Annotated in this window: 11 protein-coding genes and 1 rRNA gene; 9 read left to right on the top strand and 3 right to left on the bottom strand. The window is 41.1% G+C overall.

Annotated features, from left to right (window positions below):
• The first annotated feature begins 181 nt into the window (after nucleotides 1-181).
• The 4 genes from rrf to RSX31_RS16255 all read left to right on the top strand — a co-directional run bounded on the left by rrf (nucleotide 182) and on the right by RSX31_RS16255 (nucleotide 3946).
• Nucleotides 182-298, top strand: a 5S ribosomal RNA gene (gene rrf, locus RSX31_RS16270).
• Between the two features lie 182 nt (nucleotides 299-480).
• A complete protein-coding gene (locus RSX31_RS16265; protein ID WP_315635205.1) occupies nucleotides 481-1320 on the top strand; it encodes a tyrosine-type recombinase/integrase in 840 nt (279 codons plus the stop codon).
• A gap of 278 nt (nucleotides 1321-1598) precedes the next feature.
• Nucleotides 1599-2042, top strand: a complete 444-nt coding sequence (locus RSX31_RS16260; RefSeq protein WP_148995521.1) for a hypothetical protein — start codon at nucleotides 1599-1601, stop codon at nucleotides 2040-2042.
• Between the two features lie 95 nt (nucleotides 2043-2137).
• Nucleotides 2138-3946, top strand: coding sequence for a hypothetical protein (locus tag RSX31_RS16255; protein ID WP_315635204.1), 1809 nt, complete (start codon nucleotides 2138-2140; stop codon nucleotides 3944-3946).
• Nucleotides 3947-4002: 56 nt separating this feature from the next.
• Here RSX31_RS16255 and RSX31_RS16250 read toward each other — a convergent pair whose 3' ends face one another.
• Complete coding sequence (locus RSX31_RS16250; RefSeq protein ID WP_315635203.1) at nucleotides 4003-5157, bottom strand: c-type cytochrome; 1155 nt, start codon at nucleotides 5155-5157, stop codon at nucleotides 4003-4005.
• Between the two features lie 193 nt (nucleotides 5158-5350).
• On the opposite strand from RSX31_RS16250, the gene RSX31_RS16245 reads away from it, so the two are divergent.
• From RSX31_RS16245 to RSX31_RS16225, 5 genes are all read left to right on the top strand, one after another.
• On the top strand, nucleotides 5351-6181 hold the full coding sequence (locus RSX31_RS16245) for an SGNH/GDSL hydrolase family protein (protein WP_148995518.1): 831 nt from the start codon (nucleotides 5351-5353) through the stop codon (nucleotides 6179-6181).
• A gap of 968 nt (nucleotides 6182-7149) precedes the next feature.
• Nucleotides 7150-8100, top strand: a complete 951-nt coding sequence (locus RSX31_RS16240; protein ID WP_315635202.1) for a hydroxyacid dehydrogenase — start codon at nucleotides 7150-7152, stop codon at nucleotides 8098-8100.
• A 121-nt stretch (nucleotides 8101-8221) separates the two neighbouring features.
• Entirely contained in the window at nucleotides 8222-8566 is a 345-nt protein-coding gene (locus RSX31_RS16235) for a UxaA family hydrolase (RefSeq protein WP_315635201.1), read from the top strand.
• 2 nt (nucleotides 8567-8568) lie between these two features.
• Nucleotides 8569-9726, top strand: a complete 1158-nt coding sequence (locus RSX31_RS16230; RefSeq protein WP_315635200.1) for a UxaA family hydrolase — start codon at nucleotides 8569-8571, stop codon at nucleotides 9724-9726.
• 77 nt (nucleotides 9727-9803) lie between these two features.
• Nucleotides 9804-10880, top strand: coding sequence for an Ldh family oxidoreductase (locus tag RSX31_RS16225; RefSeq protein ID WP_315635199.1), 1077 nt, complete (start codon nucleotides 9804-9806; stop codon nucleotides 10878-10880).
• A 51-nt stretch (nucleotides 10881-10931) separates the two neighbouring features.
• Here RSX31_RS16225 and RSX31_RS16220 read toward each other — a convergent pair whose 3' ends face one another.
• Nucleotides 10932-11630, bottom strand: a complete 699-nt coding sequence (locus RSX31_RS16220; RefSeq protein WP_148995513.1) for a FadR/GntR family transcriptional regulator — start codon at nucleotides 11628-11630, stop codon at nucleotides 10932-10934.
• Nucleotides 11631-11811: 181 nt separating this feature from the next.
• Entirely contained in the window at nucleotides 11812-12876 is a 1065-nt protein-coding gene (locus RSX31_RS16215; protein ID WP_315635198.1) for a YeiH family protein, read from the bottom strand.
• Nucleotides 12877-13061 lie beyond the last annotated feature (185 nt).

Below are 13061 nucleotides of genomic sequence, written 5' to 3'. Positions count from 1 at the left end.
ACTAGGTAGATAGGTCAGAGATGGAAGCATGGCGACATGTGGAGTTGACTGATACTAATCGATCGAGGACTTAACCACAAAGAGTCATTTTTTAAATGAACAACAATTGGTCGATATTCGGCTTTCTTGACATCAATTCTTTATCTAGTTTTGAAGGAACAACCCTTCAATTGAATATTCGTCTGGTGACAATGGCGAAGAGGTCACACCCGTTCCCATGCCGAACACGGAAGTTAAGCTCTTCAGCGCCGATGGTAGTTGGGGGATCTCCCCCTGTGAGAGTAGGACGTCGCCAGGCAAATGTGAAGAAAGAGTAGCTCTTAGGAGTTACTCTTTTTTTGTCGCTTGGTTAAATTCTAATTTCAAAAAAAGGATTATTCCTCCCTCATTATACCCTTCTACGTTCGGAGAAGTTGACTTCTTCATCTATAAGTTCTACGATAATAGTAAACAAAGGCTTGATTCGAAAGGGTGGTACTCTTGCAAGGATCTTCTAGTACTACAATTGATCAGTTTTTAACATGGCTTGAACATGAAGGAAAATCATCAAATACCATCTCGACTTACCATCAGGAGCTTAAGAAATTTGAGAAGTGGCTTCAACAGAATCACAGAGAGTTAAAAGACATTACTCATCGTGATGTTCAGGATTACATTCTATTTTTAGAAGAAAAGGGTAAGAGTCCGATCACGACGGATAAAATCTTGGGAGTGATACGTACTTTTGCAAAATATTTAAAAAAACCTGACATTACGTTTGATATAAAGATTAAACAAGGAAGCAAAAAGGATGAGATCGAAACGCTGTCTAAGTATGAATGTGAAGCGCTTTTATCAGAAGTAAGGGAAAGTGAGAATGAAAGAAATATAGCGATTGTGTATATGCTGCTTCATACGGGGATACGGGTATCAGAGCTTTGTGCCCTTAATATAGCGGATATGGATCTGCAAAAGAAACAAGTAAGCGTTTCGGATACTCATGGGGATCAACGGATTATCCCTCTGTCGGAAGAAGCAGTGCATTCTCTTTCTGACTATATGGAAGCTATCCAACCACAGGAAGCATTGTTCGTTTCTAAATCGAATGAGCGATTAACGGAGAGATCGGTCCAATATATGCTTAAGAAGTTCCATATAAATGCGCAAAAGCTGCGCCATACATTTTGCCAGCATCTTATCGATCAAGGTGTCAGTCTTGAAGTGGTATCAAGGCTTGCCGGTCATAGGGATATTAATGTAACAAAGAAATATGCAAGGTCACAGGTACCTGAAGCAGAATTTGAAAATGCGATCCGAAGAACGTTTTCAAAGGATTGCTGACGATGATTTGATTGGAAGTGGCAAACTTGAGGAATCAATTGGCCATTAAAAGGTGGAATGCTCTACCGTAGCATGGAGTACAGTTTGGACTATGATGATCATAATCTGTTTTGTAAGATTCTTGTGAGAAGTATGGTCGGAGTAATTGAGCATTAACGAAAAGGAACTCTTTTATCAAACGAATGGTAAAGGGTTCTTTTTTTATTTGGATATGTGATTCGTTTCACAAGTGGATCTGGTAATATAAACAATATAAAAACAATCTCAGGTGATGTCTAATGAAAGATCTTTACAACAAAGCATTGGCGGCTTTCATATCGCCATTGTTTTTTGCTCTGTTTATGGGGTGGGCAATGTATACCCCTATGGAAGAAAGAGAATATGAATGTTGTTATATGAATTTTATTGATGGTTTTGTCATGACGATCATGCCTTCAATTCCCATCTATCTTGTGTTTGGACTATTAGGGGGTTATCTGATTGATAAGGTGACGGATGCTCTGAGAATTAAGCGTAGAGTATATTTGTTCCAACTCATGTTGTATATAATAGTAGCTGTTTTTCCTGGATTGTTCCTTGGCGTCACGTCAGATGGGTTAGGATTGACTATGGTTTTTGCCATTTATAGTGTTCCAGCTACACTCATCTACTACCATGTCTTTCTCTGCCTTCATCACTTTGAAAAGTTTAGTAACAAAAGAAGAAAAATGGAAGAAGCTTAAACAAGGAGTTTCCTTGTTTGTATGATGGGTTGTGCCAATGAAGAATGGTATAATAAGTGAATCTATTAAACGTTTTATGCGTATCAGGGGGCCTCATGTTTACTTCTATGTTTTTCTTACTCTTATTGTTTCTATCCCTAGCCGGATGGGGATTGTTTTTCCTATATAAGGTGAAGATTCATCCTGCCTTTATACCGTTATTTCTTTTTTCAAGTGTTACGACAGTACTTTTTGGAGCCGGGTTGATGAATGGTATGCCATCGGCGGCAAACTTCGTCTATTATTCCGGTTTACTTTTATGTTTGATTTATCTGCTATTATTCCTTATAAATAAGTTATCATTTAAACCTTTGGCGCATCCTTCGCTGGTGTTTTTCTCTTTGGCTGTTTTGTTTGTGATGGTTTACATGAGGGGGAGCCTCTTTTTAAACTATGATGACTTCAGCCACTGGGGGTTAGTGGTGAAGGAGATTGTAAGGCTTGATGGTCTGCCGGATGCCAGTACGTTGGTGACTTTTCAGAACTATCCACCTGGAAGCGCTGTATTTATTTATTATTTTCTTGAACGATTAGGATTCCATGAGAGTTTGGCGTTGATGGCGCAGGGGTTCATGACGATGGCTGGATTCACTGTTCTTTTCACGTGGAGTTCCTGGAAGAAACCGTGGACGGTTATTCTGCCTTGGGTCATTTCCTTAACACTCCTGTTAGTGAATGCAAAGATCTTCTACAGTTTATTGGTTGATATCATCTTGGGATCAGTCGCTTTAGCTGTTCCTATTATGGCATATTTTTACCGGAAAGATTGGAAAAGAATGTTGCTGGTGAATCTTCCAATCGTACTCTTTTTGATTCTATTAAAGGATAGCGGGAAGGTCTTCCTCCTGTTTAACGGCATTGCTATGTCAGGAATATTGATTGCATCACACCGGGAAGGGATTGAAAAGAGAATCGATAAGGTCATGCCATATGCTTCATTGGCTTTATTGATGGTTCTTCCTTTAGTGATGAATATACTTTGGCATACTTATACGATAAATGCTTATAGCGAGAGTTATGGGGATAATAAGTTTGCAATTACGGAGGATAAACTGAAGGATATCCAAAAATCGGATGAGTTCCTGGCAAGTTTTGATGGGATGATGATGAATGCTGCATTGAACCCCTTGTCTTCTCCTCATGTGATGTCATTATTGGTGATGAATCTGACCGCTCTTATATTAATTGTCAGTATGAAGCGTAAATTACCGAAGGAACTTGTATATTCTGTTGTCCAATTTAATCTCTTCTACCTACTTTATACTTGTTCTTTATATTATATGTATGTATATCTGATGCCGGAAAATGAAGCGTCCAGACTTGCAGGATTTAACCGTTATCAGTCGACCATTACCGTGTATGTAGGCGGATTGCTCATGACATCGATTGTGTATGTGTGGTCCAATTATGCGAAGTCCTTCAGACGGGTGACGGGTATCTTGTTGGCGGCCTGCTTCTTATTGCCCTACATCGGACACCTGGAAGTCCTGGTGACACGTCCGGAAGCACATGTTGAACTTCGGGGGGACGTGAAAGAGTTCTCTTCTCTGATTAAAACATCAGGGGTATCAGAACCTATGATTACGTATTATAGTCCGGGAAGTGCCGAGGACGGGGGATATTTCAGCTATTTGATCAAGTATGAACAATTGTCGATGAACTATTCTTTCATCAAAGGGGTTGAAAAAGAAGATCAGCTCGCTTACTTATTGGAAGTATTGATGAAATCGGATTTCTTGATGGTGCTGGAAAGTGATGCCTATTTGAAAGATGGGTTATCTCCGTATACAGACCATGAAATTTCGGAAGGTGTGTACCGGGTAAAACGTGAGAATGGTCAGTTTGAATTGGTGCCTGTGAATTAAAAAGCCAATCCATTGTGTATTAGACAATGGATTGGCTTTTTTATCCATACACTGGATTAATCATGTCCGTATTCTTCTAAGTTTATTAGGAAATCAGCCAATAGCCTCGCTTCGTCAGGAGATACAAGTCCAGCAGGCATATTATCATTCCCATTTTCCAAAATGGTGATTATGTTTTCTTCTGACATCCTTTGACTTAACCCGACCAAGCCAGGACCTGCTCCGCCTTCCAAGTAGCTTCCGTGACAACTGATACACGTATCTTTTATTATCTCAATTGGCAATCTTTCTCTCTGTGCCTGGACTTCTTCAGAGAACACTTCTTTTACACTGATGGTTTCATTCATGACTAAGCGATTGTTCTCTAAGGCTATAATCCGATAGGAACTAGTAAATCCTTTGATCATTTCTGTGCCGTCTTGATAAGTGATCTTGAATTCTTCATATGTATCGGCAGTGAATTCGGACGGGGTATTTTCCGTGATACGTTGAACTTGAACGGTGAGCACTTCTTCTTTCAAACCCCTTCGATTAATCGTCTTAACCGATTCCTGGCTTTCTTTATACATTTTTCCGTAAGGATCCAATAAAGGTTCGATGGATGAAAAGTCTTCCTTTCTGATTGCCTCCATACCTAATACAACATAATTTTCCACTAGTTCCCTTATGTCCTCATCTTTAACAGGTGGGGCTGCCGTATTTTCCTCTATTGGTTTAGCTTTGACGGGCTTAACGGTTTTCTTTTCTTCTTGAGCAGAGACTGTTTCTGATTGAATGGGTGCCTCGGACATCGGGGTTATATGGTTAGAAAAGTTATCGGATTGACTATCAAATCTTGCGAATATAGATTGAATGGGAGATTCTCCGAAGTTAACACCTCTCGTTTGAAAATAGGCAGTAGGGGAATAAATACTATCCCAATTTGCCGTTACATCTACTTTCACCACGAACCTTTTGTCATCAGGATGTTGATTAAAGAGAACTCTTATCTGCATATCCTTTTTCTTATAATCGGCCAGGTATTCGTTCAAAGTGTCTTCGCTAAAGAATCGATCATTCGCTTCAACATAGGATGCCACATCATAAGCAACTTCTTCAGCAGCGGGTTTTGCCACAAAGAGATAGAGCGACCATTCCAGTGCTTTAAGCATAACGAGTCCAAGGAAGAAGAAGGTAATCAGCCCTTTGGTTATATTCTTCATTATTGTCATCTTACTAGCTCCTGATATTCATAATATATTCCTGTTTAATATCGGCTACTAGTCTAATATGTTTATTTAAAACCCAAATAAAACCAATTATTTTGTCGTAACTTTTCGAACCTCCATCTACACGTATATACAAATTCTGTACTCTATCTCCTCTATCATATGATTCATAGACTTTACGTTATGGGGGATGAGTATGAGGAAGTTTTGGTTGGGGGTTCTGGCCATAGTCACATTATCTACATTAGCGGGCGGTAAGTACCATTGGGATCAAAGGGTTTCGGCTGTTCAGGTGAAAGGTCATACGGAAAAAGTATCGGGTTATCGAACAGGTATGAATATGGAAGAGAAGAAAGAAGAGGATGAGGAAAAAGTTGCGGCTGAAGAAGTGAAGAATAGACTGGTGAAATTAGACAAGTTGAATTATCTTCCGCCAGAATTAAAAGAAACGTTTAAGAAAAAGATTGAGGGAGACGAACCAGTCCACCTGATGCTTCTTGGCTCTTCTTCTACTTCTGGGAAGGAAGGGGCGTGGCCGAAAGAACTAGAAAAGGCACTGCTCGACAGGTACGGCCACGATTTGATAAAAGTGACATTGAAAGAAATCGCCGAAAAAACTTCCCAACAGGTTGTGAAGGAGGAATTACATAAACCACTGGCTGATATGAAGCCGGATATTCTCTTGCTGGAACCATTTCTACTGAATGACAACGGGGAAATAAGAATGTCGAACCGCATTAACAACCTTGAGACGATTCTTGGAGATTTCAAGAAACAGAATCCTGAAATCACATTCATCATCCAACCGGCCAATCCAATTGCAGGTGCTTATTACTACCCTCAGGAAGAAACTGATTTAGAAAAGCATTCCAGAGGGGAAAAATACGTTTATCTTAATCATTGGGATGCATGGCCGGATTACAATAGTAAAGAATTAAAGGACTATTTAACAGAGGAAAATATACCTAACGAAAAAGGAAATAAGGTCTGGCTCGATTATTTAATGAAGTATTTTATAAGGGGATAGCTCTCCGAGGTCTTCAATCCATTGCGGTTGAGGGCTTTTTTATTGATTGAAAAAAGGTCATTATAAGAATTAAAAAGTAGACGAAACAAGCGAGATCTTTCTACGTACTTAATTTTGATTCATGATAGTGTAGTTTCCGGAGCAGGTGTTCTTTCATTTTTTCATCAAGACAGTCCTGTATCAGGGTGTAATAGTAAGTGGCGAGAAACTTATGGATCATCTTCATTATGATCTTCACTCCCCTTATGCTTTTTTATTTTATTTTCCACTATAAAAGATCTCGAATATATAGGGATTGTTATTTATTTTTATTACAAAATTTGCAGGTGTAACGACCGGAACTGACAAAACCACTCCAAAAGGATGAGATTGCGGGTTTTGTCGATTGAAAGTAGGAGGAATATCCTGAAATCTTAGTAAACACCTATAATTGGATTGCCAAAATAGAGAGGTGAACGAACTTGAAAAAATTCTGAAACATTCTTTGAAAGTGTTAACCGGAGCACTGACAATGCATTATTGATGGTAGAAATGATAGCATTTGCTGAAGTGAAGGTCCCATCAAGAAGCACTTCATGGTATTTGGTGGAGAAGGTGCAGTTGAGATGAGAGTGGAGTTGTAGAAAAGTTAGTGGAGTATAAAGATGATTGAATCGATTCGAAAGGGTCCTGTGCTATTTTCACATAGTCCAGGACTTTCTCTTGTATGTTAAACGATCGCTTAACTGTCCTAACATTGCTGTGAGAGGGGTGGATTTGATTAATCAAACGTTTGTTTAAAAATAATTGGGAGGAAAAGTAAAGGTGCATTTATAGGAGGGGTTTTGTATTTAGGTAGAACCGGTCGGGAACATAAAGAATATTCAAAAAATAATTGACCAGGCAAACGCGAAGTGATTAAATGATAAGTAGATATTGGTTGGGTGACCAAACCATAATGTGGTGACTATCAAAAGGGAGGATTCTAAATGAAAGCATTGATCACAGAGTTAATCTGGAGAGAAGGAATTGAAGAGCTGAAGAATCAAGGGTTTGAGGTCGACTATGATGAAACCCTTTGGAACGATAGAGAAAGGTTGCTTCAAGTTCTTCCTTTATACGATGCGGTGATTGTAAGAAACCAGACAATCGTTGACGAAGAATTAATGGAAGCAGGCACCCGCATTAAGGCAATCGGCAGGCTCGGGGTCGGGTTGGATAATATTGATGTTAAACGGGCGAAAGAGAAAGATATTCCGGTAGTGTTTGCCCGTCATGCCAACGCAACTTCTGTAGCGGAATATGTACTCACAGCGATTCTAAGCTCATCAAGACCCCTCCATTTGGCAAGTTCCGATGTTCGCAACGGACAGTGGAATCGAAAGAAATATACAGGTGGGGAGCTTTATCAGAAAACCCTTGGATTGATCGGTCTTGGGGAAATTTCTCACCGTGTAGCGAAGCGCGCCAATGCATTTGGCATGAACATCATCGGGTATGATCCGTTCATCACAGAGTATGATCATGTGGTTTCTGAAACCGGTGTAGATGTAAAAGAAACCCTTCAAGAATTGTTGGTGGAATCAGATTTCATTTCCCTCCATGTCCCTCTTACGCCATCAACGCAGCATCTCCTTTCAACAGCTGAATTAAATAGAATGAAGCCATCTTCTTATGTTATTAATACTTCAAGAGGTGGCATCATTGATGAACAAGCCCTGGCTTCAGCCTTGCAGAATCAACAAATAGCAGGAGCTTACCTGGATGTACTAGAACGTGAACCGATACTGGGCTCACATCCTCTCCTTCTTTGTGAAAACGTCACCATCACTCCTCATATCGCAGGATTGACAGAAGAGTCCCAAGTCCGTACGTCCTTTTTAGTGGCAAAGGAAATTGGGAAAGTATTAAAAGGCGAGCGTTCTCTCTGCACCGTGTAAATTGTCGAAAAACAAATTCTGAAAATTTAAACAATCTCATTGACTAACAGATTGATAGGTGGTTTAATAAAGATATATTAAGTGGTTGGGTCACTCAACCAATATAAAAGGAGGCACCATAATGAGTCACAATAGTCAGGCAGGTACGGTTACGGAAAGAAATGCTCAAGATTCAAAAGCGGTGAGCACTCATAAGTTTCTAATCCATCACAATGGTGATCATGTAGGAGTTGCCACGTCACCGATTGCAGCAGGGGAAAAGGTTGTGGGAATCTTCATGGATGACAATTCAGAAGTGAAAGTCACCTCAAAAGGGGATGTTCCATTAGGCCATAAGATTTCATTGGTTTCTTTAAATAAGGATGAGCCAGTGTTAAAATATGGGGTTCAAATCGGTATTACAACGGAAAAATGGGAAGTAGGCGACTACGTCCACACTCATAACATTAAAACGGCGAGGTGGTAAGGATGGAACAAACATTATATGGTTATCGCAGAGAAAATGGTAAAGTTGGAATTCGTAATCACGTCATTATATTACCGGTGGATGACATTTCAAATGCTGCTTGTGAAGCGGTAGCGAGACAGGTCCAAGGTACAATGGCTTTGCCTCACGCGTACGGAAGACTTCAGTATGGACCTGATCTTGATCTGCACTTCAGGACAATGATCGGAACAGGTTCCAACCCTAACGTGGCGGCTGTGGTCGTGATTGGAATTGAAGAGAACTGGTCGAAGAAAATTGCTGATGGAATTGCTGAAACCGGAAAGCCTGTTTCGTACTTCTCCATTGAAGGAAACGGGGATTTAGAAACGATCCGGGCTGCTTCATGGAAAGCGAAGGAGTATGTTCAGTGGGCTTCGGAGCTTCAGAAAGAACCGGTAGAACTAAAGGACTTAACCGTCAGCATCAAGTGCGGTGAGTCTGATACAACGACTGGTCTTGGATCCTGTCCTACAGTGGCCCAGGCGGTCGATCGTTTGGTAGAAGCCGGTGCTACTGTATTCTTCGGAGAAACATCCGAATTGACAGGTGGCGAACATCTCATCCGCGATCGGATGGCGACGCCTGAGTTACACGAGAAATTCATGGCGGTCTACAATGACTATGTAGGTGAAATTGATTCCAAGGGAGTCGATTTATTAGGATCTCAGCCTACTCAAGGTAATATTGCCGGAGGACTTTCTACCATTGAAGAGAAAGCACTTGGTAACATTGCCAAGACCGGAACGAAAGAGGTTATTGGCGTATTGGATCCTGCTGAAGCACCGGCTAATGGAAACGGGCTTTATTTCATGGATACGTCCTCTGCAGCGGCAGAATGCATTACTCTCATGGCAGCCGGTGGAGCGGTCCTGCACCTTTTCCCGACTGGCCAGGGAAATATCATCGGCAACCCGATCGAACCGGTTGTGAAAATTACGGCGAACCCTATTACGGCGGGTACGATGAGCGAACATATTGATGTGGATGTGCAAGGACTCCTTTCTCGTCAAATTTCCTTGGAGCAAGCGGGAGATCAATTAATGGAAATAATTTGCCGTACGGTGAATGGACGACTCACTTGTGCAGAAGCATTAGGTCATAAAGAATTCGTCATGACGAAGTTATATCGCAGTGCTTGATTTCTTACTCCCTGCACATTTTATGTGTGGGGAGTCCATGTTTATGGAGAAAACATTATGATGAGAAGGAGCAGAAAATGACTACGTATGCTGAATCTGATTTACGTCAATTTTGCAAAAAGCTGTTAGAGGGAATGGGGATGATGGAGGATCATGCTGCAGTCGTGGCAGAATCCCTTTTAAGGGCTAATCTAGAAGGGGTGGATAGTCATGGTATCAGCAGGCTTTCCATCTATGCAAAACGGTTCAGCGATCAAAGGATCAACCTGAATCCAACCATTCAGATGGAGCAAAAAAGTCCTTCTGTTCTCGTAGTGAACGGTGATAATGGGCTTGGTCATGTCATCAGCTATAAGGCGATAAAAAAAGGAATCGAGATGGCAAAACAGAGCGGTGTAACAGCTATCGCGATTAAAAATAGCAATCACTTCGGGACGGCTTCATATTTTTGTCAACTGGCTTGTGAACAAAATCTTGCTTGTATCGGTTTCACAAATTCACCTCCTGGTATAGCTCCATGGGGAGGTAAGGAAGCTTTCTTCGGCACGAACCCTATGGCTTTCGGTTTTCCTACGGGGGATGATCAACCTGTCATTATTGATTTATCCACGAGCGTTGTAGCAAGAGGGAAAATCATTTTAGCAGAAAAACAGGGACAGACGATTCCAGAAGGATGGGCAATCGATGAAAAAGGGGAACCGACTAATGATCCGAAAGCGGCGTTGAATGGTTCTGTCCTGCCTCTAGGGGGAGCAAAGGGGTCAGCCCTGGCACTGGCTGTCGAAATATTGACTGGTCTCTTAACGGGGGCGGCATTTGGTCCGCATGTGAAGAGTATTTATGAGGATGAGGAAAAGGAAAACGCAAATGTGGGTCACTTTTTCATTCTCATGGATATAGAAAAGTTCATCAACCTGAATGTATTCTTTGATTCTATTAAAAACTTATTAGAAGAAATGAAAGCTGTCCCGAAAGTCACAGGAAACGATGAAATCCGTTACCCGGGGGAAAGAAGAAAAAGGGAATGGGATAAACGTCAACGGGAAGGAGTGCAGTTATCCGAAAGTGTAGTGGAAGAATTGTGCTCATTAGGCAGCCAATTTGGAGTTGAACTCCCTGCCCCATTGTCTTCTCAACAACCCATCAACAGATAACCCAAAAGAGCCGGCTTCCCAGGTGGGGAAGCCGGCTCTTTCAATGTGAGGTTAAAGGGAATCTATATTTTCCTTAATGGAATGTTCCACGCTCTCTATATGTTCTTTCATATATTTCTGTGCCAGATTAATATTGTTTTGTTTCATGGCTTCCAGTATCTTGGCATGCTCTTGGACCGACTGTAAGGCTCTGCCGGGAATTTGGATCGACTTGGTACGTGATTCTGATAATAGATCAATCAGGAAATTCATGATTCGGATGAGAACAATGTTATTTGAATTGTTCGCTAATGTTAAATGAAATTTATGGTCAAGCTCTGCCAGTCTTTCATAGTTCACTTCGCCAGCTCTCAGGATCTCATTGGCTTCTTCCAGGATGTGTTCTAGTTCACGGAATTGCTCTTCGTTGGAGTTTTCAATGGACCATTTTACCGTCCATTCTTCGAGAATCTTACGCACAGAGAAAAAATCATTAATTTGATCAGAAGATACAAAAAAGGCTTCTGTCATTTTTTGTATCTGATGTTCAGGTGTTGCAACGAATACACCTGTTCCGTGTTTCGCTGTTATATAACCGTAAGCTTCCAGGATCTTATATGCTTCTCTCACCGTATTCCGGCTGACGGAAAGCTCGATCCCCATTTCCCGTTCTCCGGGAATTTTGTCCCCGACTTTAAATTCCCCATCTTGTATTTTCTTCTTTATGCTATCTGCCACTTGTTCAGATATGCCTTTTCGATTTAATTGCATACAATCGCCCCTATCCATCTGTGAAATGGTAGCTTTTATCAGGTTGAGTAAACCCTCTTAGATTTGAAAATGTTCTGATTCTCATATGAATAGATACATGTCATGACAGGTATTATTCTGTATATTCAGTGTACCATGTCGAGTGGCTCAACCTCTAGTGAAACATTTGGCACTTTCCCTTTTACAACTTAGTAAGGAGAATCCCCAATAGTATTAAAGCAAAAGATCCTAGGACACCTGTGACCAGCACCTTAGAGCTTAGTTTCTTGAATTCCGAGAAATTGACGCTAAGGCCCAAACCGGCCATTGCCATGGATAAGAGTAAAATACTTAATGCGATAAGCATTTGTGTAAATGCGTCAGGAAGGATTCCCACGGTATTGATTAAGCACATGAACAGGAATCCGAAAATGAACCAAGGAACGGGTAAGTCCTTGAATGTCCGCTTTTGTGCAGGGGTTTTCCCGCTTTTTTTGGAGTAGATGGAGCCTAACACTATGGCAACAGGAATAAGAAGGGCAACTCTCCCAAGCTTAACCAGAATGGCTGTATCACTGCTGACGTCTCCACCAGGTGCAGCAGCTGCAATCACGTGGGCCAATTCATGGAGGGTAGCACCTGTCAAAACACCGTATTCATATGGATTGAAGCCGAGTACTGGGTATAAAAACGTATAGAATATCGTTACAATCGTTCCCATAATGGCAATGAATGCCACTGAAATAGCAGTCAGTTCCTTTTTTGCTCCTATCAGCGGCGCAACCGCGACTATGGCTGCAGCTCCACAAACGGCCGTTCCGACTGCAATCAAAGTAGAGAGATGACGATCAATGGACAGAAGCTTTCCCAGATACATCATAAAAACCAAAGTGAACACAATGACTACAACATCAATGATTACAATGGAGAAGCCGGCGGAAAGGATTTGTTCAAAGTTTAATCGTAATCCCATCAGGATTATACCGGCCCTTAATAGAATTTTGCTGCTGAAGGTGATCCCTGAGGCTGCATCTGCAGGTACTTCCATCAATCCCTTCCAGCTCATCCCGAGTAGAATGGAAAGGATCATCACTCCCATGACTGAGAAGATGGGATAATCGGCTATAATCCCCGCAAGTAAAGCAAGCACTAATGTTAAGATAACTCCTTTCATCCAACCCTTTTTCAAACGTAATGATTTACGCATCTTTCTGGATTCCAAGGAAACAGACGATTCTTTCGTCTTGGCAGCTCCAATCGGACTCACTTCAAAACCCCCTTATAGACTTATAAAATACGCGAATGGTACAGTGACCCAACCAATATATTTTAATTAAACCACTTTTAACTTGTTCATTCAACGATTATTTTTTTGTAAATCATGAAAAAGTATTGATTTTTTAGAAAATTGAAAATAAAATAAGTGGTAGTGGTTGGGTGACTGTACCTAAG

The organism is Rossellomorea yichunensis (assembly GCF_032337515.1).
GTDB classification, from domain to species: domain Bacteria; phylum Bacillota; class Bacilli; order Bacillales; family Bacillaceae_B; genus Rossellomorea; species Rossellomorea yichunensis.
This window is presented reverse-complemented; position numbering and strand designations above follow the sequence as displayed.

Coding starts and splice junctions, on each gene's coding strand:
- RSX31_RS16260 (WP_148995521.1), top strand. CDS start 1,599: ATGAAAGATCTTTACAACAAAGCATTGGCGGCTTTCATATCGCCATTG.
- RSX31_RS16255 (WP_315635204.1), top strand. CDS start 2,138: ATGTTTACTTCTATGTTTTTCTTACTCTTATTGTTTCTATCCCTAGCC.
- RSX31_RS16250 (WP_315635203.1), bottom strand. CDS start 5,157: ATGACAATAATGAAGAATATAACCAAAGGGCTGATTACCTTCTTCTTC.
- RSX31_RS16245 (WP_148995518.1), top strand. CDS start 5,351: ATGAGGAAGTTTTGGTTGGGGGTTCTGGCCATAGTCACATTATCTACA.
- RSX31_RS16240 (WP_315635202.1), top strand. CDS start 7,150: ATGAAAGCATTGATCACAGAGTTAATCTGGAGAGAAGGAATTGAAGAG.
- RSX31_RS16235 (WP_315635201.1), top strand. CDS start 8,222: ATGAGTCACAATAGTCAGGCAGGTACGGTTACGGAAAGAAATGCTCAA.
- RSX31_RS16230 (WP_315635200.1), top strand. CDS start 8,569: ATGGAACAAACATTATATGGTTATCGCAGAGAAAATGGTAAAGTTGGA.
- RSX31_RS16225 (WP_315635199.1), top strand. CDS start 9,804: ATGACTACGTATGCTGAATCTGATTTACGTCAATTTTGCAAAAAGCTG.
- RSX31_RS16220 (WP_148995513.1), bottom strand. CDS start 11,630: ATGCAATTAAATCGAAAAGGCATATCTGAACAAGTGGCAGATAGCATA.